Source organism: Lactobacillus sp. Sy-1 (genome assembly GCF_019303535.1).
Taxonomy (GTDB): domain Bacteria; phylum Bacillota; class Bacilli; order Lactobacillales; family Lactobacillaceae; genus Nicoliella.
Genome location: NZ_JACCIU010000001.1, coordinates 223,551 through 248,257, shown reverse-complemented (window position 1 = coordinate 248,257; position 24,707 = coordinate 223,551). Strand labels below are relative to the sequence as shown.

Genomic DNA, 24,707 nt, shown 5'->3' with positions numbered 1-24,707 from the left:
TGATTGGCTGATTTTTTGACTTATTTAATATTTAATTTCATTAAAACATTTTGCATAATTGAATTGAAGTTAGCCTCAGTGAACTGACCTTGCCAGATGGTGGTCCCCTTAGAATTAAGGACCTGGTAATCATCAGAATTAACTACTGGTGCGAGGATTACCTCAATTTTTTGACCATTCCCCTGGAAATTTTCTATGGCAACCCGCCATGTTTTATGATCCGCTTGTGCTAATGATTGGACGGATTGAGTGGTCATTAAATCATTATTTTTAACAGCTTCTTCAGCATACATACGAATGTGTTGTTTGATGTTAATCATAATCTAATCACCAGTCCTCATCTAAGCGTTAATACTTTCGAATCCATTGTATTCATTGAATAGACTAGCGAATTGTTGGTACTTTTTAATTAGTCTAGGATCTAACTTTAATTCAGTTCCAGCTTCGAACGCAATGTTGAATAGTGAATTCATAAAGTAGGTGGTGTGAAGTTGGTCATTTAACTGAATCCCGATTTTAGCAATTTTCATTGTCTTTTTGAAATCCTTTGTTAAAACATAGTACTTAGCAAGTTGGTTGCAAATGAAGATGACCTGAATGGAGTTATAATCAATTTTGGATGTTAATTTATAATTATTAATGAATCCATCTGCAATGTCAAAATAATATTCAGCTTTGCTGATTTTATCAATCTTTTTGTATGAGTCACCCTTAACTGTGTATGCTAAGGTTGTGTAGACATTATCCTTAGCACTATGGGTACTAGCTAATACCTTATCACATTCAAAGATGGCGTCTTCAAATTGACCCTGACGGAACTTGAAGAATGCAACGATAAATTGGTATTGAACCAAATCTTCGTCTTCGATTTGGGACTTAGATAACTTTTTAATGCTAGCCTCAATTTGCTTAGCTTCATTATCATTGTAGCTATATAATGAACGTTCGATGCTTTTTAACTGTTCATTTAAGTCACTATCTGGTTGACTAAAATCAGAAAAAACATCATTTAAAGTTAAATCAATTCTTTGACATAACTTGATTAAAATTTTAGTGGTAGGAGGAACGTTGTGCTTTTCAATTTTACTGATCGTATTTTGAGTACAAATATCATTTGCTAAATCAGTTTGAGTGATGTTCTTCTCCTTGCGTTGTTGAGCAATTTTACTTCCTAAAAACATATTTATACCTCTCTCATTAATCCATATTTTTACTAAAAAGTTCTCAACTTTCAATAAAGAAAGTTTTCATTCATTCATCTATCATTCACAAATTAATATACTATCACAAATATGAAATAAATAACATGCGAAAGCAAGCACCTTTATAAATTTTTTTGATAATCTTTATTTAATATAGATAATATTTAGAAATATGTTTCAAAAGTTTGTCATAAACCTACAAAACTAACATATAATAGTAATTATTTTTAAATTATGATGTTATAATCAAATATGTATTATATTGAGGAAAGGATATGATTTCATGAAGATGATTGATACAATTGAAAGTGCTGTTGACGCTGTTAAGAAAAACAGTAACTACAGTATTTCAGACTTAAAAATCATCCCTGAAACACCTTATTGGGCTATGGTAGGACTTGTTAACGATGGTGACTGTGAAGTTCAATTCCAAGTTCATAATGACCACCAGGTACGGGTTTTGATTCCACTACAATTGGAAGATTGGGGCGTTTTTGATATTAGCGACTACCCTGAGTTATCCACTGTGGAAAACTATTTTGAAAAATTGCCTAATCATCGGGTTGATGGTAGTAACTTTAAAGTTTATTACTATCGTCCATACCATTGTTTAACAACTACGGTTAATTTAAATGATGTTAATTTAACTGAAGTGATTGAAAAAATGATTAGTACTTTTGATGATATTGATAAATCAAATGACTAGTTGATGGTTATAAGAAGGCTCCTTTTAGGAGCTTTTTTTATTTACCATTATTTATTTAATCATTTTACTTTAAACCAATCTATATTATTATTATAGACAAGACTAAATTAATTAAGAGGGGGGAATGACTAATGGCAAATGAATTAACTGCAAAGGAACTATCCTATTTGAAGGATGACTATTTACGGCAACCATTAGCTGATGTTGTTTCAAGGGCAATCCAGGAAAATGGAATTAACAAGACTGCCATCGATAGTCAATCTAAGGTTAGATTAAATCCGACGTTCTCAATTGATTTAAAAGCAAGTGAAAACGATAAGATTACCGACCAAAAGCAAGCTGGCTTTTGCTGGATGTTTGCACTAATGAACGTCTTACGTCATGAATTCGTAAAAAAATATAACGTAAAGGGATTCGAGTTATCCGCTAACTTTCTATTTTTCTGGGATAAAATTGAACGAGCCAATGCATATTATTCGCGGATTATCAGGACTGCTACCAAGGATACTAGTGATCGTGAAGTATCCTTATACTTATCATATCCAGACGATGATGGTGGCGAGTGGGACATGGCAGTTGCACTTGTTCAAAAATACGGAGTGCTACCTGATTCTGCCTTTCCAAGAACTTCGATTGCTAACCGCACTGCTGAATTTAACAGTGTATTGTCACTTAAGTTACGTCGTGACGGAATGAGACTTCGGAAGTTAATTAATAGTGGCGTTGAACCATATGGAATTAATGCGTTACGTAAAAAAATGTTAACTGAAGTTTATCGGATGGTCGCAATGAGTATTGGAGTGCCACCAAAGACGTTCGACTTTGAGTACCGTGATGATAAGGGTGAATACCACATTGACCAGGCCATCACACCAAAGGACTTCTATGAAAAATACTTTGATGTTGACTTAGACCAATACATTTCAGTATGTAATTATCCCCATCGTAAGTATAATCAATTATATCAACAAACCACTGCTGATAATGTGATTGGCGGTCCGCATATCCACTATTTAAACTTGCCAATGGAAAATTTAAAACGAATGGCAATTCAACAACTTACTGATGGTGAACCAGTTTGGTTCGGAAATGATGTAGGGGCTCAATCAGCAAATAAGCCAGGGCTATTGGATAGCAATTTATACCATTGGGATCGGCTATTTAATATTGACTTGGATATGACTAAAAAGCAACGTTTTGACTATGATGAGGCACAGGCTTCCCATGCAATGACGCTTACTGGTGTTGATATTATTGATGGACAACCAACCAAATGGCAAGTTGAAAATAGCTGGGGGAGTAAGGTTGGTGAAGATGGATACTTTACCATGTCAGATGACTGGATGGATAATTTTGTCTATGAGGTTATTATTAAGCGTGAGTACCTAACTGAAGAACAACAAAGAATGCTTACCGAAAAACCAGTTGAATTAGAACCATGGGATTAATAGTAATTTGGAGGAATCGCAATGACAGAAATTAATAACGAATTAAATGCCGAGGATATCGCTGCCCTTGAAGCTGATTTTGCAAAACAACCACAAGCTGATGTAATTTCACGGGCAATTCAACAAAATGGGATTAACAATGCCGCTCGGGATCCCAAGTCAGTAGTGCGGACGAACCACGTTTTTTCAGTGGAAGTCAAAACCGGCGGGGTTACTAATCAACGCCAAAGTGGACGGTGTTGGCTATTTTCATTAACGAATAACCTTCGCCATCAATTTGCTGAAAAATACGGGGTAAAAGATTTTGAACTTTCCCAAAGCTACCTCTTTTTCTGGGATAAGATTGAACGTGCCAACATCTTCTATGACCGGATGATTAGTACTGCTAATTTACCAACCACTGATCGGACGGTGGATTTTTACCTTTCAGGCCCTGGCAACGACGGTGGTCAATGGTCCATGTCTGCAGCGTTAGTTCAAAAATACGGGGTGGTTCCACAATCAGTTTTTCCAGAAAATAACGTAACTAAGAATACCCGGGACTTGAACTCAGTCTTGAACTTAAAGCTACGTCGAGATGGAATGCAACTACGGGACTTAGTGAATGATGGGGTTACCGATGAAGAACTTGCTAACACTAGACAAAAAATGCTTAGTGAAGTTTATCGGATTGTTGCATACTCAATTGGAGTGCCACCTGAAACATTTGACTTTGAATATCGGGATGATAAAAATAATTATCACTTAGATCAAGGCTTAACTCCTAAGGAATTTTTTGATAAGTATTTTGATGATAATTTAGATGATTACATTGTGCTTACCAATGCGCCTGATAAAAAGTATAAAAAACTTTACAGTCTTCCAAGTCAAAATAACGTGGTGGGTGGTAAGCCAATTCAATTTTTAAACCTACCAATGGAAGTTTTAAAGGAAACTGCAATTAGTCAATTAAAGGATGGAATGACGGTCTGGTTCGGAAATGACGTTGTTGAACAATCAGCTCGTAAGGATGGAATTTTAGATGCTAATCTTTACCATCGGTCCGAACTATTTAACGTGGAACTTTCAATGAAAAAGGCTGACCGGTTTAATTACCATCAAGCTGAAGTTTCCCATGCAATGGTATTGACGGGGGTTGATTTAGTTGATGATAAGCCAACCCGCTGGAAAGTTGAAAATAGCTGGGGTGAAGATAACGGTGAAAAGGGTTACTTTACCATGGCTGATAGCTGGATGGACGATTTTGTTTACGAAGTGGTTGTAAACAAGAAGTACCTGTCTGAAGATCAACAAACACTTTTGAAGCAAGTTCCAGAGCCACTGGAACCATGGGATTCACTAAGCTAAAGAAATAAAAGCGTATAATCTGTTAAATCCAGATTGTACGCTTTTTGTGGTAAAATGGTTAGGAAAGACAACTTGGAGGCGACTTAATTGGCAAAACGCTTTAAATTATTGGAAGAATCCTTTACTGGCGTTTCAGTATACGTTGACCGTGAAACCGGAGTTGAGTATGGTGGATACGGAAGCTCTCTGATTCCATTGCTTGATGCAAATGGATCAGTGAAAATTAATGCTAAAACTGCTGAAAAGCTATTAGCGGATAAGCGCCGTAAAACAAAGGATAACTAAAAATAAATTGTTGGGGGAATTATGATGGTCCTATGGCTTCATGTTATCTTCGCTTTGATCCTATTGATTTCTACCGTAATGGCATTATCATTGAAGAGCGGAAATCAATTTTATGTAATGTTAGACCGATTCTGTTACTTAATTTTTATCGTTAGTGGAATTATTTTATTTCCACATGCGTGGAATCGATCACCGATTCTTGCGATTGCGAAGGTAGTTGCAGCAGTTGCATTAATCGGAATTTTAGAGGTTTCATTTGCAAAGCAGAAGCGTAACCAGCTCACTAAACAGTGGATTAGCATTCTAGTGGTATTAGTGATATTAGTGATTCTACTAGGGGTTATCATTGCTGGTGGACATCCATTTATCAAACCAGATATGAAATAAAAAAAGCACTCTCTAATGAGTGCTTTTTTAGCCCCGTTTAATAACGGCAACTCCTTTGTTATCGGGCATTTCTTCATTATTAAGGAGAAATACATTGCCACCAAATCCAATAACGGTAATTGCGAGGTCATTTAGGATGTGATTTTTAGCTTCCTGAGAAGCAGCGGTATTAATAATCAAGGCATCGATTCTACCAGCTGGGGCCAATTTAACGATATCATCCAACTTATCGCTAGTGAGATCCATCTGGCTGGCTTCATGGTAGTGAACCTTGATGTTTTTAATTGCAGCATCAAACAGGTGGTGGGATCTTTGAATGTGCTTAAATTGAGTATCCACAATTAATTCAATGATTTTCATGGTATCATCCATAACGATGGTTTCATTAACTTCATGGTTTAATTTAAAGACCTTCAAAATGGTGGGTCCAACATAGATGGCGAGGCCCTTGGTGCTTCGTGCTCCTAACATTCTAGGCACCTTCATTTTGTCAAATTTAGCTTGGTATGGCGACCAATCATTATCAGGGTATTTATTTTTAAACGAAAGTCTGACCCGATTACTTAAATTAGTTACGAAATCACGGTTACGAACATTATCTAGTGGAACGAAAATTGAAATAAATGGTCCTGGTTGTGATTCAAGCGTCAACATACTGCGTAATTGTAAATTAGTAGCCATTGCTTATCCTCCAAGTCTAATAATTATTATAATTTAGTATATCACGATTTAGATTTTGGTTGTAATAATAATAGTTAATGTGATAATGTTACACGTGAAACAATTGAGGGGGATGTTGGAAATTAAATTTACAGTTGATTTGGATGCCCAACTAGCTGATCAAGTTAAAAGGGCTGCTGATGTTGAACATCGCACCGTTGATGAATATATCAAAAACGTATTGAGAACAACGGTCAAAAGTGGTACTTTAGAGCAACGTCAGTTTGTGGGCCGCACCATTAGTGGTCGTGAAATTAACGAAAAGAGTCGGTTAGTATTAATGCAAGGGATTTACTATCGCTATGATTTATTAAATGAATCCCAACCATCTGATTCTGCAGATTATGAGGTAGTCGGAACTAACGGCAATGTTTTATTACTGCGCCAAAAATAGTAGAGGAGCGAGTCAAAATGCCATTTGGATTAAAAATTGTGAAACAAAATTGTGAAGGGCTAGTTGAAACCCTAGGTAAGTATAGCCGAACCGTTCAATCTGGATTAAACATCTACATACCGTTTTTACAGAAAATTAGAACGGTCAGTCTAGCAATGAAACCACTCTCACTTAAGAAATATTCAATTATTACTGAAGATAATGCTGAAGTTTCTGCTAGTGTAACTTTGAATTACCATGTTACAGACTCCGCTAAGTACCAATATGAAAATACGGACTCCGTTGAATCAATGTCCCAGCTAGTCCGAGGCCACCTTCGTGATATTGTTGGCCGAATGGATTTAAACGAAGTGTTGGGCTCAACTGCTAAGATTAACCAAGATTTGGCTGAAGCAATTGGGGACCTAACGAATACCTATGGAATTAATGTTGATCGAATCAATATTGATGAATTAACCCCATCAGTTGCAATTCAAGAGGCGATGGATAAGCAACTAACTGCGGATCGAGAACGAAAGGCAGAAATTTCCAAAGCTGAAGGAGATGCGCAATCCATTCAATTACGCACCAAAGCTCAAAACGAGGCCTTAATTGCAACTGCCAATGCTAATGCTAAAGCAACTCGAATTAAGGCGGATGCTGAAAAATATCGAATTGACACCATCCAATCTGGATTAACTAATGCTGATGCTAAGTATTTTGAAAATCAATCAATTAACGCATTTGCAGAACTAGCTAAGTCAGATAGCAATCTAATTGTGACCCCGCTTGATCAAGCTGATCAATACGGACGAATGGCTAGTTTAAAAAAAATCTGGGACGCTAGCGATTCTAAAAAGTAAGGGTACAAAAAGTGGATTATTATCTCAATAATCCACTTTTTTGAATTAAAAACCCTTAATATTTTGCCTTATGAGAGTATAATTGGCAATATTAAATGATTAGGAAGGTGAGGAAAAACTAGATGCTAGAGATTATTCTAAATGTAATTATATGGATAAACGTGGGATTAGCAATTCTGACCGTTTTTAGACAGAAACGAGATATTGCCGCAACCTGGGCCTGGTTATTGGTACTTTCATTCCTACCAGTAATTGGGTTCATTATTTATGCCTTTTTAGGACGGAAGTTACCAAAAAAACGTTTGTTTAGATTTCAAGCGCAAAACGTTGCGAAAATGCGTAAGATTTTAGATAAACAACTGGGAATGTTTAAAAATGTTCAGACAATCCCGGCTGACAAAGTGGCTTATAAATCGAAGGGGCTAATTCGGCTATTTGACAATATGGATGATGCATTTTTAACCCGGCGGAACGATGTAACCATTTTTACAAATGGAAACGACCTTTTTGACCGGCTATTAGCTGAAATTAACGCTGCAAAAGAGAGTATTAACATCGAATTCTACACTTTTTATAGTGATCAGATTGGAACTCAAGTTCGGGACCTCTTGGTAAAAAAAGCTCAACAGGGGGTAACGGTAAGAGTTATATATGATAGCTGGGGTTCGATGGGAACAACTGCAAAGTTCTTCAAACCGTTAACCGATGCTGGTGGATTAGCAGAGCCATTCTTACATACCCACTCAGCAATTATTGATTTCCGGATTAATTTCCGGGATCACCGAAAAATTATTGTAATTGATGGCAGAATCGGGTACGTCGGTGGATTTAACATTGGAGATCAATATTTAGGGCGCAAGAAGAAGTTTGGGAACTGGCGTGATACCCACATTCGGGTTGTTGGTGCCGGGGTATTCGGACTCCAATCCCAGTTTATTTTAGATTGGAATGCGACTGATGATAAACATCAAATCGATGATAGTGATCCGGTTCACTTCCCAGTAACTGAGGTTGATGGGAGCACTGATATGCAAATTGTGACTAGTGGTCCTGACTCAGATATGGAACAAATTAAATTAGGCTACATTAAGTTGATTCAAATGGCAGAACGAACATGTTGGATTCAATCACCATATTTGATTCCGGATGATAGTATGATTGATGCACTTAAAATTGCTTCAATGGCCGGAATTGACGTAAGAATTATGGTGCCATGTAAGCCTGATCACCCATTTGTTTACCGAGCAACTCAATATTACGCCCGGCAATTAGCTGATTATGGGGTTAAGATATATTTCTATCAGAATGGATTTATCCACGCTAAGACCATGGTAGTGGATGAACGGGTTGCTTCGGTTGGCTCCGCTAATTTGGATTATCGAAGTTTTAAACTGAACTTTGAAATTAATTCATTTATGTATGATGAACGGATTAGTGAGGAATTAGTTGCCATTTACAAGCAAGACATTACCAATAGCAAGTTAATTACGCCAGAAATGTTTAGACAACAGCCAGCTTGGACGAAGTTTAAACAACAGTTTAGTCGACTGTTGGCACCAATCTTATAGCAAAAAACCGTTCCTAAAATTGATTTAGGAGCGGCTTTTTTAATTATTATGAGGATTTATGATTCATTTGATTCATAAACGATTGAATTAATTATCCTTGGTTATTCTTGAAGCGTGGATCAGCTGGCTTAGTCTTTGGAATGCCACCCATTGCTTCTGGGTTTTCTTGGAATTCAAACTTGTGACCATCCTTAGCAACTTGACCTTCAAATGCACGTGAACCTTCGCCATCAGAGAAGTTCATGATCGTGTGAGCAAATTCTGAGTGTTCAATTTCACCCATGTCACCAGGAACGATAACCCCGTATTTTTCTTCTAATTCTTCTTGGGCCTTCATGAATTGTAATTGGTGTTGAGTTTCACGAGCTAATAGGAACTTAAGCATGTCGCGAACCCCTTCATCTTCAGTCATGTAGTAAAGGCGGCTCACTTGAAGGCGGGCTTCTGATTCACGAACTACGTTGAAACGCATATCAGCAACTAGGTTACCACTGGAAGTAACGTAACCAGCGTTCCAAGCAGCCCCATTAGGGTTGTTAAGACTAGCAGTCATTCCGTGAACAAGGCCGTGTTCTGGATCCATTCCACCGATAACGGCAGCAAGTGAAGGATCCTTTTTGATTTCTTCTTCAGTTGCAGTGGTTGGTGCTCCTTCTAGGAGGTAACCAATCATAGTGGAGATCATTTCAACGTGACCAATTTCTTCTGTTCCAGTATCAAGAAGTAAATCTTTATATTTTTCATCTCCAGTTGATGCCCAACCTTGGGAAAGGTATGACATCATACCGGTTGTTTCTCCCCATTGACCACCAAGAGCTTCTTGTAGACGACGTGCCATTAATGGATCTGGACGATCTGGCTTAGCGTTGTATTGCAATTTACGAGTGTGTTTAAACATAAAGATTTTCCCTCTTTCTTAAAATATTAGGTTCTGAAGCACAAATTACAAAAGCAAATTAATTAATTGCTTTGTGTACGATATAATATACCACGATGTATTTTTGGTGTCTATGTTTATTAACCATAAATTAATCAAAATAGGTTGATTCGCGGAAGAATAATTACGTTTAGGTGCATCATATTAGTATTTTTAGAACCGTCAAAAAAGTTAAAAATTTTTATTAAGACATTTAAAAAAACCAGCTCGAAATAAGTTCGAACTGGCTTTATCGCTACGCTTGCTTGCGAGTTGCACAATCACAATGTCTAGAATTTTTAGTTTGTGCCTGTTTTTGATTGATTGCCACTGCTTTTTCCATTTTAACCTTACTCATGAAAAAGCCTCCTTCATATTAGTGATAAAAAAACTACACAGCCCCGTGTAGTTTTTTTATGTATCATGAAAGCAAATTTTTAGGATAGTAATAATTTACAGTGAATGCTGTTAGCCAACAACATCCAAATGAAATCATATTACAAAAAAAGGACAAATTCAAGTGAATTGTCCCTTTTTAAAAATAATCCTATTTGCCCCAACTCCAAGGGTCTTCGCGCCACTTAACTAGTGATTCATGGTCTTCAGGAGTAATTAATGATTCATCTTTAGCTTGTTCAATTAGGCTGGAGTAATTGGTGAGGGTGGTCAATGGAATCTTGGCATCGCCAAAGTTCTTAGTACTGTCTGATAATTCATAGGTAAAGATGGCAGCTACTCCGATGACCTTAGCATCAGCTTCCTTATCAACAGCCTTAGCAGCATCTAATACGCTTCCACCAGTTGAAATCAAGTCATCAATTAAAACGACCTTAGCATTTGCTGGTAGCTGGCCTTCGATTTGCCGTCCCTGGCCATGATCCTTCGGTTTAGAACGGACGTATACCATTGGCAGGTTTAATCGATCAGCAACGAGTGCAGCATGGGGAATTCCGGCGGTTGCCACTCCGCCAATCACGGTGGCTTCTGGGTAGGCAATCTTAATCATGTTTGCTAATCCATCTGCAATTTGAGTCCGGAGTTCCGGGTACCCAATCGTAAGACGGTTATCGGTATAAATTGGTGACTTAATGCCACTAGCCCATGTAAATGGATCCTTAGGTGATAGGGTCACTGCGTTGATTTTTAAAAGTCCTGAAGCGATTTGTTTTTCAATTTTAAGTGCCATGTTAATTATCCTTCCCATTCTTGTTTAATAATTTGGTATGCAGCTTGTGGATCTTCAGCCTGGGTGATTGCACGGCCAACAACGATTCCGTTACTGCCCAATTCGCGCGCTTGAGCAGGGGTTGTAATCCGTTTTTGATCGTCAGTGCTGTTGTTCTTGAGGCGAATTCCAGGATTGATACATAGGAATTGATTGCCGGCGGCTTCATGAATTAAGGGGGTTTCTAAAGCGGATGAGATGGTTCCGTCAGCGCCATTGGCAGCGGCCAATTTGGCAAGGTGAGTAACCGACTTCTTAAGGCTAACCGATACCAATTGTTCTGATTGCATTTGAGCTTCTGATGTGGAAGTTAATTGGGTAACTGCCAATAGTTTGGCGGGAGTACCATTAATCGCCTTACTACCAGCAACGAGGCCCCGTTTGGCAGCCTGAATCATTTCAGAACCACCAGCAGCATGAATGGTCGTCATTTGAACGTCCAAACGGCCTAATTGTTCCATTGCTTTTTCAACCGTGTGGGGAATGTCATAAAGTTTTAAATCTAGAAAAACTTTCACGCCCATCTTACGTAATTTAGTTATGATGCTTGGGCCTTCGAAGTAGAATAGTTCCATTCCGACCTTTACAAATAAATCCTCGGGATGCGTAAAACGATTCAAAAAATCGAAGCAAATTTGTTGGTTCTTAAAATCCAATGCAATAATAATTGGTCTCATCATTTTCCCCTTTCGATATCAAAAAAGCCAGCCAGTCCATAAGACTAGCCGGCTTTTAGCCGCTCCCAATAAGCACGGGAGGGCAGAAAATATGCACCGTCAATTGCTAGCCTCACAGGACTAATTTAAAATGCTTTTAATTACATGTATTCTACCGTGAATACCTTGATTAATCAAGGCTTATTTTTGGTTCTTGATTACCCGAACTCTAATCACCGCATTAATTTGTGATAACTTATCAATTACTTCTTCAGTGGGTTCTTGATCTAAGTCAATTACAGTGTATGCAGTGTGTTCCTTAGCGGCGTTGCTCATTCCTTCGATATTTAAGTCGTAATCAGCAAGCATCGTTGCGATTTGACCAACCATGTTTGGAATATTTTCATGAATTAAAGTAATTCGGTAGGGGGTGGTAAATGGAACGTTCAAATCGGGAAGGTTTAGTGCACCCTTAACGTTTCCAGTTTCCAGGTAGGTCATGATGATGTTAGCACCACGAATAGAACCATTTGCTTCGGCTTCGACAGTTGATCCACCGATGTGGGGCGTTACAACAACGTCATCTTTATTCCAAAGAATGTCTTGACCAAAGTCGGTAATGTACGACGCAATTTGCTCTGCATCAATTGCATCAACAACAGCCTGGTTATCAACGATGCCGAGCCGGGAGTAGTTTAATAGGTGGACCCCCTTCTTCATTTCCTTGATTTCTTCAGCACCAATTAATCCGGTAGTATCTTCCTTCTTTGGAACGTGGACGGTTACGAAGTCAGCATCCTTGATGGCAGCCTTCATTGAACTAGCCCGTTCGATTTGGTTCGAAACGTTCCAAGCAGCATCAGATGATAGGAATGGGTCAAATCCGATTACTTCCATCCCAAGATCTCGAGCAGCATTAGCAACTAATGAACCAACGTGGCCGAGTCCGATTACGGCTAGTTTCTTACCCAATAACTCAGTTCCTTTAAAGCGATCGTTCGTTTTCTTCATTAGGGAAATATCCATATCAATGTGTTCGGCGGTGAACTTAGTTACTGAGAAAAGGTGTCTAGCAGATGCCACGAGCATTGCAATCACTAATTCTTTAACAGCGTTGGCATTACTACCAGGGGTATTGAAGGCGGCGATTCCTTCCTTTGTGACCCGGTCTAGTGGGATATTGTTAAATCCTGCTCCAGCACGGGCAATCACCTTTAAGTTAGCTGGAAATTTAGCTTCATGAAGGTCAACTGAACGAATTAGGTATGCATCAGCATTGTCAGTTTTGTTAACTTGGTAGTTATCGGTTAATTTTTCGATTCCAGCATCTGAAATTGCGTTATATGTTTTTACGTTGTACATTTTTAAAATTCCTCCTAGTGGGTTTGTTCAAATTTGTGTAGACAATCAACTAGTGCTTTGGCACCTTCAATTGGCATTGCATTGTAAAGACTGGCTCTGAGGCCACCAACACTGCGGTGTCCCTTAACACTAACGAGTTGGTTTTGAGTTGCAAAATCAACAAATTGAGCATCTAAATCTTCGTTACCAGTTGAAAATGTGATGTTAGTTAATGAACGTTCTGATGGTTTAACGTGGTTGTGGAATAGCTTTGATTCATCAAGGTAGTCATATAAAACGGCGGCCTTCTTTTGGTTAATCCTTTCCATTTCATCAATTCCACCTAAATCCTTAAGCCACTTAGCAACCAGGCCAGCGACGTAGATTGGGAATACTGGTGGGGTGTTGAACATCGAATCCTTCTTAACGTATGGTGCGTAGTTAAGAATTTTAGGAGTGTGTTCAGCAGGATGAATCAAGTCTTTTCTAACAATTACGATTGTGACTCCGGCGGGAGCAAGGTTTTTTTGAGCTCCGGCAAAAATTAACCCAAAGTCACTAACGTTGTATCGTTCTGCCATGAAATTAGAAGACATGTCACCAACGAGGGTAATGTCCTTATGGTCTGGAAGAATTTGGTTATGATAAGTAGTTCCTTCAATTGTGTTATTGAGGGTTGTATATAGGTAGTCATATTCACTAGATGATAGTTCACGGTCTGGGTATGGTAGGGATTGATACTTGTTAGCTTTGGTATTTCCAACAATATCCACCGTATATCCTAAGTCAGCAGCTTCATCAGCGGCTCCAGATGCCCAGTGACCACTGTCGAGCAAAGCAATTTTACGGTGATGGTTAGCTAAGTTTAGTGGTACGGCAGCAAATTGGCCGGTTCCACCACCCTGGCAAAATAGCACTTCATAGTTATCTGGAATTTGAAGCAAGTCCTTTAAATCCTGCTTGGCGGTATCCAAGATATTTTGAAAACGATCGGAACGGTGTGAGATTTCCAAAATGCTCATTCCGCTACCTTGAAGCGATGGAAGCTCTCTTTGAATCTGATCCATTACCGGCTTTGGTAACACCGCTGGACCAGCTGAAAAATTATAAACTGTCATCATTAAGACCCCTTATGTGGATTTTTATAAAAAAGTGGAAACAAAAAGCCCCCGCAGTAATTCACTACGGGAGCTTCTTCAGGGTATTATTATTCCCGGTCCCGCAGTGATGTAGAAAGACATCTATGCAAGACCAGACTAAAGTGTCATCTTAAATAAGGCCTACATAAATGTCACTGTAGACCGAGAGGAACTCTTTGAACTAACAATATTAAATTTATTAAGATTATAAATTACAATATTCATTAGAAATCCTCCCCTTCTTTATAATCTAAATTTAACACACTCCTTTTTAAAATGCAATATAAATTTAAAATGCTTTTGTTTTGCGTAATTAGATATGAGATAATTATATAAAATGAATTCTGGAGGCACTAATGATGACTGACTTTTATTTTGTACGCCACGGCCAAACGGCTGCAAATGCTGCGGGATTAAAACAGGGTTGTATTAATACGCCCATTACCTACCTATCTGAAAAGGGGAAACAACAAGCCCAAACCCTACACGACCATTTTGATATTTCTTTTGCCGATCGAATTATTTCTAGTCCGTTGAAACGAACCCAAGATACGGCTGCCTATTTAAACCAAACTGCTAAACTACCAATTAGCTTGGATAAACGGGTGTTAGAAATTTCATACGGAAATTGGGATGGCAAAAAGAATGCGGATCTACAAAAAGCCCATCCGGAAGTTTTCGACCCCGTTTTAAACGACGTGTTACCTTCATATGCAACCCTAGCAAAGGGAGAAACATTTGATGGGGTAATTGAGCGGGTAAATGATTTCATGCTCGATGTTAATAAGCAAAGTCCCGATGAAAAAATTATTGTAGTTACCCATGGGTTCACAATTAAGGCAGCGGTCCTTGCTGCAATGGGAAACCCAATCGATGTAATGGTAATTCAAGAACCTGATAACACGACCGTCACTAAGATTACGCTTGCCAATAATAATTACTACGTAAAATACTTTAACCGAAGTGCAAACGCCGCGTTTTAGGAGGATTTGAAATGCAAAGCTTACCCATTCGCGTTAAAACCGTATGGTTATTTAGCATCCTGATTGAAGCGTTGTTTTGGGCTTCCGGAGCAGTTGCCTATTTAATCGGACTTAGGTTTTGGGATTGGTTGCCACAGATGGGGCTCTTGATTATCATTGGTTTGGGTCTAATTTCATTAATCATCCAACTCCTATTAATTCCGTACCGATACCGCTTTTACCATTTTCAGGTGAATGATACCGACGTTGAAATTGAAAAGGGGTTCTTTTTTCGACATCACATTGCAATTCCGATTGCGCGGGTTCAAAACGTTGATTTGAATCAGGGACCGCTTTTGATTAGTCAAAGTCTATATCAAGTTGTTATTGATACCGGAGGCTCCAGTCACAAGATTGATGCACTGAATAAACACCATGCGGAGAAATTGAAGGAGCGGGTCATGCAACTAGCAATGGAGGCTAAGAATGCGCAATAAACACTTGCATCCATTGGCGTTATTAATGTTTTTAGGGCAGTTGATTAAGGCATTCTTCTTCTCCTTTATTTTTATAGTCCTTGGTTCGAAGAATATTGTGCTACTTACTAGCATTGTATTGGGGCTACTTGTTGTCTTTGCAACTATCAACTACTTTACGTTTACCTACTCAATCTTACCAAATGAGCTGTTTATCAAAACTGGTTTGATTTTTAAGAAGCAACGCCACATCCCGTACGACCGGATTCAGACGATTCAAAATCGGCAGTGGTTTTTCCTCCGTCCGTTTGGGGTGGAAGAGGTAATTGTTAATACGGCGGGGTCTGATAAGGACAAAAGCAGGGTAAGCCTGCTCGCTGTGAAAACAACGATTGCGCCAATAATTGAAAAATACCATCTAGCAGCGACCCACCAAACACCGAATTTACAGTCTAACTCAGAGCAGCCAACTTCTAACGGGGCAACGAAGCCAACTCAGTATCAAATCAAGGGAACTGATATCTTTGTTTTCGGCCTTACTGATATTCACTTTATTGGTGAGTTGCTTGCACTGTTAGCGATTATTGATCGCATTCACATTAGTTTTAACCAAATTGCTAACTTTTACAGTAGTTTTGCGACTAGTTTCTACCGGGTATTGGAATCAATTATTACGTTCATCATTTTATTAATGGCGATCGGGGTCGTTAAAACGGCAATTAAATTTTACAAGTTTACGCTTACGAAGAGTGGAAACCACTTGATAATTGAAAAGGGCTTTTTTCAACGCAAAACGATTAACCTCCCAATTGATAAGATTCAATCGGTGATTTTTAAACAAAATGCGATTCGCCAGTTATTCCACCTAACAACCGTTCAAATGGACCTCGTTACTGACTCTGATAGTGACGATGAGAAACAGGTTATTACCGTTATGCCGGTGGTTAAGGATCACCTTGCATACCATGTGGTTAACCAGTTTATCGGTTTAATTCCAAAACAGCAGGTGGCTTTCAGAAGTGGCGATGGTTATAGTCAGTGGCTCTTTGCTAGAAACGGCGTGTTTTTTAGCTTATTATTCTTCGGGCCTTTGACGGGACTAGCTTTTTGGACCCGAATCTGGCCGCTTTGGAGCCTTGTACTTACGCTATTCGTCGTTAGCTTAGCGATTGGAAACGGCATCTACAAGGGCCGTGTAACCGCCGCTAAGCAAATCAGCACTACGCAGATTGCAGTTCAAACCGCTAGGCTGTTCACTAAGGAAACCCAAATTGTGAACTGGCATCAGATTCAAAGCATGAACCTGCGACAGTCGATTTGGATGGAACACTCCGGCCGCGCGCACCTGTCAATTGCGATTCGTCGTGGTTATTCGGCCCGGATGATTACGTACCGTTACCTGCCAAAATCGGATGGACAACGGATTTTTGACTGGTACCGGAATTTTGCCAATAAACAGCTTTAATGGCCGTTAATTATAATTAATGAGGAATTGCAAATTAATTTGCAATTTGAAAATTTCTGTGTAAGAATAAGTAAGAATTTAATATCTCGCAGAAAACCGAGAAATAAAAGGTGCCCGTGAGCACCAATTTGGAGGATTAATTTAATATGGAAATACTTAAAGATGAATCTCGTTCATTAACAACGAATCAGAAATTGACGCTTGCATCCAGCACTGCTGGGTTTGGATTGGAAAACATGGATGTCATGTTCCTCTCCTTTGCTTTAACTTCAATCATTGCGGACCTGCACATTAGTGCCGGGGCAGCTGGATTTATATCGTCAGTTACTAATTTAGGAATGTTACTGGGCGGGATTTTTTTCGGGATTCTGGCAGATAAGTATGGGCGCGTTAAGATTTTCTCCCATACCGTGTTAATTTTCGCGGTTGCAACCGCTGCGATGTACTTCGCGAATAATATTTACCTAGTGTTCTTGTTTCGGTTCATTGCCGGAATTGGGGCTGGTGGTGAATACGGTGCGGGAGTAACGTTGATTGCCGAAAACTTCCGGCACGGAAAGATTGCTAAGTGGACTTCGATTGCTGCCATCGGTGGTCAAATCGGTGCAATTGTTGCAGCGTTGGTTGCAGCCTGGGTACTACCTAACTTCGGTTGGCACGCATTGTTTTTAGTCGGGTTGGTTCCAATCATCTTCGCCTACTTTGTGCGTAGAAACCTTAAGGAAACCCCTGAATTTGAATCCGAAATGCAGTCAACTGATGCCCAACCAAAGGTTTCAATTAAAGAATTATTTGCTACTCCTAAGTTGGCATACCAAACTCTAGCACTAATCGTAATGGTAATTGTTCAAATTTCTGGATACTTCGGATTGATGAACTGGTTACCATCAATTATGCAAAAGCAACTCGGCTTAAGCGTTTCCGGTTCTTCCACTTGGATGATTGTTACAATCATTGGGATGAGCCTTGGAATGCTGACCTTTGGAACCATCATGGATTTCTTCGGGCCTAGAAGGGCGTTCGGAATCTTCTTATTTGTGGCTGCAATCTCAGTTTATGCAATCATCTTTGCGTTTAACGCCTGGACATTGCTATTGGCCAGCACGGTGGTTGGATTCTTTTCTAACGGGATGTATGGGGGCTACGGAGCGATTATTAGCCGGCTCTACCCAACTAAGATTCGGGCAACCGCTAACAACATGATCATGAGTGTTGGTCGGGCCATCGGTGGTTTTTCACCAATGGTAATCGGGATGATGATGGAACATTACTCACTAACGGTGGTGATGGCAAGCTTATCAGTGCTATACCTAATTAGTCTGGTTACAATGCTCTCCATTCCAGCCCTCAAGACGTTTCACGAGGACATTGTTAAGTAAGGATTAAGTCAATTAAGTAACAATTAAATCAATTAACATCAACTAAAGATGCCATCAGGAGCCTTCCTGATGGCATCTTTTGGTAATATAATAACTAAAAATAATCAAAGGGGGAATTGATATGATAACTGAAAAAATTGAACATTACTGGCGTCAATTTGCATCCGCCACTGGACTAACCGGGGTTAAATATTTCGATGTTTCTGAATACGGGGATAGTAAAAAGAAGAGTGACGAACTAGCAGCCTTAATTGCTAGTGGGGTTAAAACTGCTAATTCATCTGCGGTAGGCCTCTACGAACCAGATGAAGTTGTGCCTAAAGTGGGCGACTACAACATCATTTTGGACGGCTCAGGTTCACCAGTTTGTGTTACCAAAACAGAATTAGTTGAAACGGTTCCGTTTAATCAAGTTTCAGCAGAACATGCTTACCATGATGGTGAGGGAGATCGCTCCCTTAAAAGTTGGCGGAAAGCGCATATCAATTTCTTCCAACACGAATACGCTGAAGAAGGGCGTCAATTTAACGAACAAGTCCCATGCCTTTGTGAAATTTTCAAGGTCGTTTATAAATAAAAAAATTGCTATGCCCTGGTTGGCATAGCAATTTTTAATTACTCTAAGCGGCTAATCATAAACGCACTTCCAATTACCAGCAGTAATCCGATAATGGTAAACGTAAGTTCCTTTTTATTCTTATGTTCATGAAGAATAATGATTCCACCTAATGTAGAAATAATAACGTTCAATTGAGTTAGTGGGAAGGCAGTTGCCACTCCGTTTAACTTCAATGAAGTTAAGTATGCAAGCACCCCAAATCCACCGGTAATCCCAATGGTAGTACTCTTGAATGCTGGCTTGGTAAAGAATAGTGGCTTGTGATCCTTAGTTTGTAAGAATAAGCCTAGCACAACTCCACCAAAGAACATTCCAAGGGTTTGTGGGAACAAGCTAGATAACCCGGATGCATTTGGCACCCGTGGGAACACTGAACAGGCTGTGTAGCCAAGTGAACCTACGATCAAGAGGGTTAATCCAGATTTATAATCCATCTTAGGGCGTTCAACACTACCATCTTGAATACTGGTAAGCGTAATCCCAACAATCAATACCAAGATACTAATGAAACCAATTAGCTTAGCTGTTGCTGAGCCCCATTCGCCCCATACAATTACCCCGATTAACGGAATTTCAACTAATTGAAGCCCGGTTGAAATTGGCATTGCGGTTGAGACGTTCATCTTCGTAAATGCAGCGAACTGCATTAATTGCGCAATCGACCAAAGTGCTCCCCCAGCAAAACACCAAATGAATCCACTTAGCGTCAGCTCGGGTCTAAAAATGATGTAGAGCACTAGCCCAACGGCTACTTGACCATAAACGGTCCCCATAAGTTGATCGATTGGGCGGCCACCAGCTTTAGTGGCGATTAGCGGACCAATCCCCCACAAAAGCGCTGGCAAAATTCCAATCAAAATTGGCATATAAACCCTTCCTTATATTAAATTTGAAAATATACTAACGCTTTAATTATATATTATTTCAAAGTGAATAGTAAATTAATTATGATCGTTCTTAATTATTGAATAGACGAATGTAAGTATCAGCATCGTGATATTGACCGTTAGAAAAAATAGCGTCCCTCAGAACGGCCTCGTGGGTAAAACCTAGTCTTTGGGGAATCGAACGACTCGCAAGGTTATCAACGTCAGCGAGAACCGTGATTTTATGCAGCTGGAGTTCTGGTTGAATGTTAATAATCATTTGCTTCAATGCGTTTGTCATGATTCCTTGCCCCTGGACATGACTAGCTAACCAGTAGCCAACCTCAGCAGAGCGGTTATCAAAATCAATTTTATGTAGATCAATCATTCCTACAGGTTCGTCGTTATAAGTGATCACAAATAAAAGAAGTTTATAATCCACAAATTGTTGTCGGGCAGACTGGATGAAGTGCAGCTCATCTTCAGGACTGTTGATTGCATTTGCCCATGGTAAAAAGCGGGCTAGCGATTCACGGTCTTGGTCAATCAGTCTGTAAATCGATTCTGCAAATCGTTCCTCGGGCATTACTAACTTAACTTCCGCTTCATTTAAATTAAACGTACATAGATTCATCATCATTTATCACTCCGCATCAAAATATTGTTTCATTGATTTTACCACGTCGTTAGCAACTGTATTGCGATAATCAGCGCTGCGGATGTATTGGAGGTCCCTGGAATTATCCATAAAGCCCATTTCAATTAGTACTGCTGGGCGGGTGTTATTCCTCAATACCAGGTAGTTACCGAAGTCAATTCCCCGGTTAGTTAATGGTAAATTGCTAAAACTATTATTCAAAATTCCAGCAAAGGAATCCGCGTTATGGTGATACTTAAAGACTTGGAATCCAGTTGCGTCGTTAGCAACGTTAGATGAGTTATAGTGAAAACTCATGAATAAATTAGCCTTTGAGTTATTAGATAAATCAGCACGGGCTTGTAATCCCACGGTCTTATCGGTGGTTCTACTCATGATCACCCGCGCAAACGTTGGTTTAAGTAAATCGCGAACCCGAAGGGCTAGCGGTAAGGTGTAGGTCTTTTCTTCATTATCAGCACCACTACCAAAGTGGGAAAGGGTTCCCGTATCCTGTCCCCCGTGGCCAGGATCTAAAACGATGGTAGCCTCAGAAATGTTACTGGCGGTTTTGGCATTGTACTTTGGTTGATCGATTAGCCACGAAGCAATCCAACCAGTGTGTCCCTTGGCTTTTACGTACCACCAGTCGGTCTGGGAATCCTTTTTAATAACCTTTAACCGGGTCCCGTTGTTAATTCGACTGACTAACTTAGCTGATAGCTGCGGATTAGAGCGGAGATTAACTGATTGTGCGGTTACTAGTGGACGTGCAAAGTAGAGTCCAAGTTCAATCACGATGATTCCAATAATACATGCGGTAATAATGAGCCGGACCATCCATACCCCCGGGGAAGCCATTAGAAAAGAGGTAATTTTTTTATTCATAATCTTTGCCACCCTTGTAATTTTCAAGTAGAATAATGATTATTGGTTAATTATAGTAATTTTAACCTATGTTAAGATTATCTAGCAAATTTTATCTTAAATCAATTTTTATTGCTTTTGGGGGTAATAGAAAATTGAAGGAGTGAACATTTTATAATGTTTAAATTTGTTAGGAAATCATTGTTAGGCTTGGGATTAGTACTGAGCTTAGGATTAGTTTTAGCTGGTTGTAGTAGCTCTAAGAGTGAAAGTAGTAAGGGGATTCACGTTGTGACCTCGGTTGACTTTTATGGTGATGCGGCGCGTGCAGTTCTAGGGAATCACGGAACTGTTAAGTCGATTATCAATAAGTCAACCATTGATCCACACGATTTCCAACCCACTGCACAAACTGCAAAGCAGGTCTCTGGAGCTGACTTTGTTATCTACAATGGACTAGGGTATGATTCATGGATGAACAAGCTAACTAGTAATGGATCCGATGATTTAAAGTCTATTAATGTTGGTAGTTTGATGGGCAAGCAAACTGGTGATAATCCGCATATCTGGTATAACAGCAAGACAATGCCTAAGTTAGCGAATGAACTAGCCGCTCAGTTTGGGAAGAAGGATCCTAAGCACAAGGCAGAATTTAAAAAGAATGCTGCTAAGTACATTAAGACCCTTGATTCCAACATGAAGTTGGTTGATGAAATTAAGGCTAATAACACTAAGAACAAGTTAGTTGGGGTTAGTGAACCCGTATTTGATTACTCATTACAAGAAATGGGTTACAAAGTTGCTGATAACGGCTACGCTAAGTCAGTTGAAAAGGGAACCGACCCATCACCATCCGATATCAAGGAAATTCAAAATGATATCAAGAACAAGAAAATTGCGTTCTTCGTTGATAACAGTCAAGCTAGTGACAAGGTTGTTCAAAACTTAGTTAAGATGGCTAACCAATATAAGGTTCCAGTTCTAAAGGTTACTGAAACAATGCCTGATGGAATGGATTACCAAGAATGGATGGCATCTCAATACAAGCAATTATTGGCAATTCAAAAGGAGAATAAGTAATATTGAAATCAAAAGTGTTGACTGTTGAGCATCTCAATGTTGCAGTTGAAGACCGGACTTTGATTAAGGACCTTTCGTTTTCCGTTTACGGTGGCGCACTCACCTGTGTGACCGGGGAAAACGGGGTTGGTAAAACGACCCTAGTAAAGGCATTGTTAAAGTGCAAACGGCATTCAACAAAACAAGTCCACTTTTTGGTTCGGCCGGATGAAGTTCAATACGTTCCCCAATTTCGGAACGTGGATGACGATTATCCACTTAAAATAAAGGATTTTGTGAGCTTGAGCTTGCAAAATTCTTTTTTACCATGGTTAACAAAGTCCGAAAAAAACCGAATTCAAAAAGTGCTTGAGATGACTAAACTAACCGAAATTGAGAATGAACCGCTTGGCCGGGCCTCCGGTGGCCAAAAGCAACGCGCTTACCTGGCGCAGGCGTTAGTGACCGATCCTAAGCTATTGATTTTGGATGAAACCACGGCGAGTTTGGATAAGGAATCGCGGATCTACTTACTACAAGTGGTTGTTGATATTATCAAGCGCACTGGAGCGGCAGTTATGTTTATCACCCATGATCCCGAATTAATTAGAAGGTTTGGGGATTATAACTTGGAAATTGCAAATCACCATGGTGTGATGCACGAAGTGAAGGGGGATCAAGCATCGTGTTAGAATATGCATTTATGAGGTATGGATTCATTGCCAGCTTCTTTATTTCAATTTTATGTGGATTTATGGGCGTTTTCGTTGTTTCTAGACGGACGTCATTCTTTACCCACACGTTATCTGAAATTGGGTTTGCCGGAGCGGCATTTGGTCTATTTATTGGGACATCTCCAGTAATTGGGATGTTAATATTTACCATTTTAAGTTCATTAATGATTGGAACGGTTGGAAATAAAGTTAGCCGCCGTGAATCATCAATCAGTGTGTTTTCGGGGTTATTTATTGGGTTAGGGATTCTATTTCTCTCACTAGCCAATACCCAGTCTAGTTATGCAACCAATATATTATTTGGTAGTATTGTTGGAATTGGGGTTAACGACTTGAAGACGTTGATTACACTGAGTGTGATCATCATCATTGCCATTCTACTGATTTATAGACGTTTGAAATATAACTCCTTTGATGGTACCGGATCGCACTTTAATGCCGGCTACGATACTGCAATTTCCATTATCTTTTTGATTTTATTAGCTTCAACGGTTAGTGTAACCGCTCAGATTGTGGGATCACTATTGATTTTTGCGCTATTAACAATTCCAGCATCCGCAGCTAAGTTTTTCGTGCATAACGTCTGGGGAATGATATTCTTAACGTTTATCTTTTCATTGGTGGGCACCTGGGCCGGCTTATATTTCAGTTATATTACAGATTGGCCGGTGAGTTTCTTTATAGCCGCAATAGAAAGCGCTTTTTACCTAGTTGCAATTAGTTACGATAGATTAAAAAATCATGACTAAGGTTTATTTTATAACACAATTTGGTATACTAAGTACAAAGTTCTTTTACCGTTCAGGAGGTAACATTTAACAATGAAGACATATCAAAAATTAATTCCAGTGGCCATTTTAGGATTGCTATTAGCTGGCTGTGGAAGTAAAGACAGTGAAAATCAAAACGCATCAATGAAAAATAGTCACTCGGTAACTGTAAAGAAGAGTAGCCGTGAATCTTCGAAGGCATCATCAAGTTCTTCTAGTTCCGAAAGCTCAAGTAGCATGAGCAGCACTGAATCAGCTAGTTCTAGTAGTAGTGATTCAAGTAGCAGTCAGGTATCTTCTAAGACTTACGCTAGTGATTCTACTGCGAAGGCAAAGGTTGGTTACCAAACTAAGGCATCAACTTCCGGATTACCAACCGTTGATTTAGGAAGCGGCGTTACCGGAGTTAAGGATGCAGGGGCTGGACAAGTTTTTGTTAGCTTTAATATGGGGCGTTGGTCATTATCAGTGCGGGGAACTGAAGTAAATACAAGTGACACCGCAACTCCTGCTGCCAAGCAAATGGTTGCCTACCTACAATCACATACCTTACCAGTTCCACAAGGATACGGACATGTATCTGCTGATATTGACTCTAACGAAACTACTGTTAGATGGCAGGAAGGTAAGACTGTGCATACCGTTTCTGGAAGTACTCCAGAAGCTGCATTGCAATCCGCAATTGACGCTAAGTAAT

Annotated in this window: 28 protein-coding genes; 17 read left to right on the top strand and 11 right to left on the bottom strand. The window is 39.5% G+C overall.

Going from position 1 to position 24,707, the window contains the following annotated elements; all coding sequences use genetic code 11:
* Positions 1-20 precede the first annotated feature (20 nt).
* Positions 21-320, bottom strand: coding sequence for a hypothetical protein (locus HZL42_RS01120; protein WP_219053881.1), 300 nt, complete (start codon positions 318-320; stop codon positions 21-23).
* 21 nt (positions 321-341) lie between these two features.
* Positions 342-1,181 carry a helix-turn-helix domain-containing protein gene (locus tag HZL42_RS01115; protein WP_219053880.1) on the bottom strand — a complete coding sequence of 280 codons (840 nt, stop codon included), beginning with the start codon at positions 1,179-1,181 and terminating at the stop codon, positions 342-344.
* Between the two features lie 304 nt (positions 1,182-1,485).
* Between HZL42_RS01115 and HZL42_RS01110 the strand changes: the two genes are divergently transcribed.
* From HZL42_RS01110 to HZL42_RS01090, 5 genes are all read left to right on the top strand, one after another.
* Positions 1,486-1,908 carry a hypothetical protein gene (locus HZL42_RS01110; RefSeq protein ID WP_219053879.1) on the top strand — a complete coding sequence of 141 codons (423 nt, stop codon included), beginning with the start codon at positions 1,486-1,488 and terminating at the stop codon, positions 1,906-1,908.
* Between the two features lie 131 nt (positions 1,909-2,039).
* Complete coding sequence (locus HZL42_RS01105) at positions 2,040-3,356, top strand: C1 family peptidase (protein ID WP_219053878.1); 1,317 nt, start codon at positions 2,040-2,042, stop codon at positions 3,354-3,356.
* A 21-nt stretch (positions 3,357-3,377) separates the two neighbouring features.
* Entirely contained in the window at positions 3,378-4,703 is a 1,326-nt protein-coding gene (locus HZL42_RS01100) for a C1 family peptidase (protein ID WP_219053877.1), read from the top strand.
* An 87-nt stretch (positions 4,704-4,790) separates the two neighbouring features.
* A complete protein-coding gene (locus HZL42_RS01095) occupies positions 4,791-4,988 on the top strand; it encodes a DUF6440 family protein (protein WP_219053876.1) in 198 nt (65 codons plus the stop codon).
* A gap of 24 nt (positions 4,989-5,012) precedes the next feature.
* Positions 5,013-5,375, top strand: a complete 363-nt coding sequence (locus HZL42_RS01090; RefSeq protein ID WP_219053875.1) for a DUF1516 family protein — start codon at positions 5,013-5,015, stop codon at positions 5,373-5,375.
* Positions 5,376-5,402: 27 nt separating this feature from the next.
* On the opposite strand, the gene HZL42_RS01085 is transcribed toward HZL42_RS01090, so the two are convergent.
* A complete protein-coding gene (locus HZL42_RS01085; RefSeq protein WP_219053874.1) occupies positions 5,403-6,056 on the bottom strand; it encodes a hypothetical protein in 654 nt (217 codons plus the stop codon).
* A 115-nt stretch (positions 6,057-6,171) separates the two neighbouring features.
* Between HZL42_RS01085 and HZL42_RS01080 the strand changes: the two genes are divergently transcribed.
* From HZL42_RS01080 to cls, 3 genes are all read left to right on the top strand, one after another.
* On the top strand, positions 6,172-6,489 hold the full coding sequence (locus tag HZL42_RS01080) for a toxin-antitoxin system HicB family antitoxin (RefSeq protein ID WP_219053873.1): 318 nt from the start codon (positions 6,172-6,174) through the stop codon (positions 6,487-6,489).
* Positions 6,490-6,506: 17 nt separating this feature from the next.
* Positions 6,507-7,331, top strand: a complete 825-nt coding sequence (locus HZL42_RS01075) for an SPFH domain-containing protein (protein WP_219053872.1) — start codon at positions 6,507-6,509, stop codon at positions 7,329-7,331.
* 122 nt (positions 7,332-7,453) lie between these two features.
* Complete coding sequence (cls, locus tag HZL42_RS01070) at positions 7,454-8,899, top strand: cardiolipin synthase (RefSeq protein ID WP_219053871.1); 1,446 nt, start codon at positions 7,454-7,456, stop codon at positions 8,897-8,899.
* 91 nt (positions 8,900-8,990) lie between these two features.
* Here cls and HZL42_RS01065 read toward each other — a convergent pair whose 3' ends face one another.
* The 5 genes from HZL42_RS01065 to serC form a co-directional block, all read right to left on the bottom strand.
* On the bottom strand, positions 8,991-9,797 hold the full coding sequence (locus HZL42_RS01065; protein ID WP_219053870.1) for a manganese catalase family protein: 807 nt from the start codon (positions 9,795-9,797) through the stop codon (positions 8,991-8,993).
* Between the two features lie 565 nt (positions 9,798-10,362).
* On the bottom strand, positions 10,363-11,001 hold the full coding sequence (gene pyrE / locus HZL42_RS01060) for an orotate phosphoribosyltransferase (RefSeq protein WP_255552517.1): 639 nt from the start codon (positions 10,999-11,001) through the stop codon (positions 10,363-10,365).
* 5 nt (positions 11,002-11,006) lie between these two features.
* A complete protein-coding gene (pyrF, locus tag HZL42_RS01055; protein WP_219053868.1) occupies positions 11,007-11,720 on the bottom strand; it encodes an orotidine-5'-phosphate decarboxylase in 714 nt (237 codons plus the stop codon).
* 177 nt (positions 11,721-11,897) lie between these two features.
* Positions 11,898-13,058: a phosphoglycerate dehydrogenase gene (locus HZL42_RS01050; RefSeq protein WP_219053867.1), complete on the bottom strand. Its 1,161-nt coding sequence runs from the start codon at positions 13,056-13,058 to the stop codon at positions 11,898-11,900.
* Positions 13,059-13,072: 14 nt separating this feature from the next.
* Positions 13,073-14,155: a 3-phosphoserine/phosphohydroxythreonine transaminase gene (gene serC / locus HZL42_RS01045; protein WP_219053866.1), complete on the bottom strand. Its 1,083-nt coding sequence runs from the start codon at positions 14,153-14,155 to the stop codon at positions 13,073-13,075.
* Between the two features lie 380 nt (positions 14,156-14,535).
* Between serC and HZL42_RS01040 the strand changes: the two genes are divergently transcribed.
* The 5 genes from HZL42_RS01040 (at position 14,536) to HZL42_RS01020 (ending at position 19,035) form a co-directional block, all read left to right on the top strand.
* Positions 14,536-15,159 carry a histidine phosphatase family protein gene (locus tag HZL42_RS01040; RefSeq protein ID WP_219053865.1) on the top strand — a complete coding sequence of 208 codons (624 nt, stop codon included), beginning with the start codon at positions 14,536-14,538 and terminating at the stop codon, positions 15,157-15,159.
* Positions 15,160-15,170: 11 nt separating this feature from the next.
* Positions 15,171-15,635: a PH domain-containing protein gene (locus HZL42_RS01035; protein WP_219053864.1), complete on the top strand. Its 465-nt coding sequence runs from the start codon at positions 15,171-15,173 to the stop codon at positions 15,633-15,635.
* Positions 15,625-17,079 (top strand): PH domain-containing protein, encoded by a 1,455-nt coding sequence (locus HZL42_RS01030; RefSeq protein ID WP_219053863.1) that lies wholly within the window; start codon positions 15,625-15,627, stop codon positions 17,077-17,079. Before HZL42_RS01035 ends, HZL42_RS01030 begins: the two co-directional genes overlap by 11 nt.
* Before the next feature lie 146 nt (positions 17,080-17,225).
* A complete protein-coding gene (locus HZL42_RS01025) occupies positions 17,226-18,458 on the top strand; it encodes an MFS transporter (RefSeq protein ID WP_219053862.1) in 1,233 nt (410 codons plus the stop codon).
* Between the two features lie 121 nt (positions 18,459-18,579).
* Complete coding sequence (locus HZL42_RS01020; RefSeq protein WP_219053861.1) at positions 18,580-19,035, top strand: ASCH domain-containing protein; 456 nt, start codon at positions 18,580-18,582, stop codon at positions 19,033-19,035.
* A 38-nt stretch (positions 19,036-19,073) separates the two neighbouring features.
* On the opposite strand, the gene HZL42_RS01015 is transcribed toward HZL42_RS01020, so the two are convergent.
* From HZL42_RS01015 to HZL42_RS01005, 3 genes are all read right to left on the bottom strand, one after another.
* Entirely contained in the window at positions 19,074-19,943 is an 870-nt protein-coding gene (locus HZL42_RS01015; protein ID WP_219053860.1) for a GRP family sugar transporter, read from the bottom strand.
* A gap of 91 nt (positions 19,944-20,034) precedes the next feature.
* A complete protein-coding gene (locus tag HZL42_RS01010; protein WP_219053859.1) occupies positions 20,035-20,580 on the bottom strand; it encodes a GNAT family N-acetyltransferase in 546 nt (181 codons plus the stop codon).
* 6 nt (positions 20,581-20,586) lie between these two features.
* Entirely contained in the window at positions 20,587-21,468 is an 882-nt protein-coding gene (locus HZL42_RS01005) for an N-acetylmuramoyl-L-alanine amidase (RefSeq protein ID WP_219053858.1), read from the bottom strand.
* Between the two features lie 156 nt (positions 21,469-21,624).
* Here HZL42_RS01005 and HZL42_RS01000 point away from each other — a divergent pair, with 156 nt between their 5' ends.
* The 4 genes from HZL42_RS01000 (at position 21,625) to HZL42_RS00985 (ending at position 24,706) form a co-directional block, all read left to right on the top strand.
* The gene (locus tag HZL42_RS01000) at positions 21,625-22,527 is read left to right on the top strand and encodes a metal ABC transporter solute-binding protein, Zn/Mn family (protein ID WP_219053857.1); all 903 of its coding nucleotides are present in this window, start codon (positions 21,625-21,627) and stop codon (positions 22,525-22,527) included.
* 2 nt (positions 22,528-22,529) lie between these two features.
* Entirely contained in the window at positions 22,530-23,198 is a 669-nt protein-coding gene (locus tag HZL42_RS00995) for a metal ABC transporter ATP-binding protein (RefSeq protein WP_219053856.1), read from the top strand.
* Complete coding sequence (locus HZL42_RS00990) at positions 23,192-23,989, top strand: metal ABC transporter permease (RefSeq protein WP_219053855.1); 798 nt, start codon at positions 23,192-23,194, stop codon at positions 23,987-23,989. The genes HZL42_RS00995 and HZL42_RS00990 overlap by 7 nt, the downstream gene beginning before the upstream one ends.
* A gap of 72 nt (positions 23,990-24,061) precedes the next feature.
* Positions 24,062-24,706 (top strand): hypothetical protein, encoded by a 645-nt coding sequence (locus tag HZL42_RS00985; protein ID WP_219053854.1) that lies wholly within the window; start codon positions 24,062-24,064, stop codon positions 24,704-24,706.
* Position 24,707: the final 1 nt, after the last annotated feature.

Bases quoted from the DNA above. Each gene is read 5' to 3' on its own strand.
- serC (WP_219053866.1), bottom strand. From the start codon at position 14,155: ATGACAGTTTATAATTTTTCAGCTGGTCCAGCGGTGTTACCAAAGCCG.
- HZL42_RS01050 (WP_219053867.1), bottom strand. From the start codon at position 13,058: ATGTACAACGTAAAAACATATAACGCAATTTCAGATGCTGGAATCGAA.
- HZL42_RS01025 (WP_219053862.1), top strand. From the start codon at position 17,226: ATGGAAATACTTAAAGATGAATCTCGTTCATTAACAACGAATCAGAAA.
- HZL42_RS01090 (WP_219053875.1), top strand. From the start codon at position 5,013: ATGGTCCTATGGCTTCATGTTATCTTCGCTTTGATCCTATTGATTTCT.
- cls (WP_219053871.1), top strand. From the start codon at position 7,454: ATGCTAGAGATTATTCTAAATGTAATTATATGGATAAACGTGGGATTA.
- pyrE (WP_255552517.1), bottom strand. From the start codon at position 11,001: ATGGCACTTAAAATTGAAAAACAAATCGCTTCAGGACTTTTAAAAATC.
- HZL42_RS01100 (WP_219053877.1), top strand. From the start codon at position 3,378: ATGACAGAAATTAATAACGAATTAAATGCCGAGGATATCGCTGCCCTT.
- HZL42_RS01030 (WP_219053863.1), top strand. From the start codon at position 15,625: ATGCGCAATAAACACTTGCATCCATTGGCGTTATTAATGTTTTTAGGG.
- HZL42_RS01040 (WP_219053865.1), top strand. From the start codon at position 14,536: ATGACTGACTTTTATTTTGTACGCCACGGCCAAACGGCTGCAAATGCT.
- HZL42_RS01010 (WP_219053859.1), bottom strand. From the start codon at position 20,580: ATGATGAATCTATGTACGTTTAATTTAAATGAAGCGGAAGTTAAGTTA.
- HZL42_RS01115 (WP_219053880.1), bottom strand. From the start codon at position 1,181: ATGTTTTTAGGAAGTAAAATTGCTCAACAACGCAAGGAGAAGAACATC.
- HZL42_RS01105 (WP_219053878.1), top strand. From the start codon at position 2,040: ATGGCAAATGAATTAACTGCAAAGGAACTATCCTATTTGAAGGATGAC.
- HZL42_RS01085 (WP_219053874.1), bottom strand. From the start codon at position 6,056: ATGGCTACTAATTTACAATTACGCAGTATGTTGACGCTTGAATCACAA.
- HZL42_RS01020 (WP_219053861.1), top strand. From the start codon at position 18,580: ATGATAACTGAAAAAATTGAACATTACTGGCGTCAATTTGCATCCGCC.
- HZL42_RS01120 (WP_219053881.1), bottom strand. From the start codon at position 320: ATGATTAACATCAAACAACACATTCGTATGTATGCTGAAGAAGCTGTT.
- HZL42_RS01000 (WP_219053857.1), top strand. From the start codon at position 21,625: ATGTTTAAATTTGTTAGGAAATCATTGTTAGGCTTGGGATTAGTACTG.
- pyrF (WP_219053868.1), bottom strand. From the start codon at position 11,720: ATGATGAGACCAATTATTATTGCATTGGATTTTAAGAACCAACAAATT.
- HZL42_RS01110 (WP_219053879.1), top strand. From the start codon at position 1,486: ATGAAGATGATTGATACAATTGAAAGTGCTGTTGACGCTGTTAAGAAA.
- HZL42_RS01035 (WP_219053864.1), top strand. From the start codon at position 15,171: ATGCAAAGCTTACCCATTCGCGTTAAAACCGTATGGTTATTTAGCATC.
- HZL42_RS01065 (WP_219053870.1), bottom strand. From the start codon at position 9,797: ATGTTTAAACACACTCGTAAATTGCAATACAACGCTAAGCCAGATCGT.
- HZL42_RS00985 (WP_219053854.1), top strand. From the start codon at position 24,062: ATGAAGACATATCAAAAATTAATTCCAGTGGCCATTTTAGGATTGCTA.
- HZL42_RS01075 (WP_219053872.1), top strand. From the start codon at position 6,507: ATGCCATTTGGATTAAAAATTGTGAAACAAAATTGTGAAGGGCTAGTT.
- HZL42_RS01005 (WP_219053858.1), bottom strand. From the start codon at position 21,468: ATGAATAAAAAAATTACCTCTTTTCTAATGGCTTCCCCGGGGGTATGG.
- HZL42_RS01015 (WP_219053860.1), bottom strand. From the start codon at position 19,943: ATGCCAATTTTGATTGGAATTTTGCCAGCGCTTTTGTGGGGGATTGGT.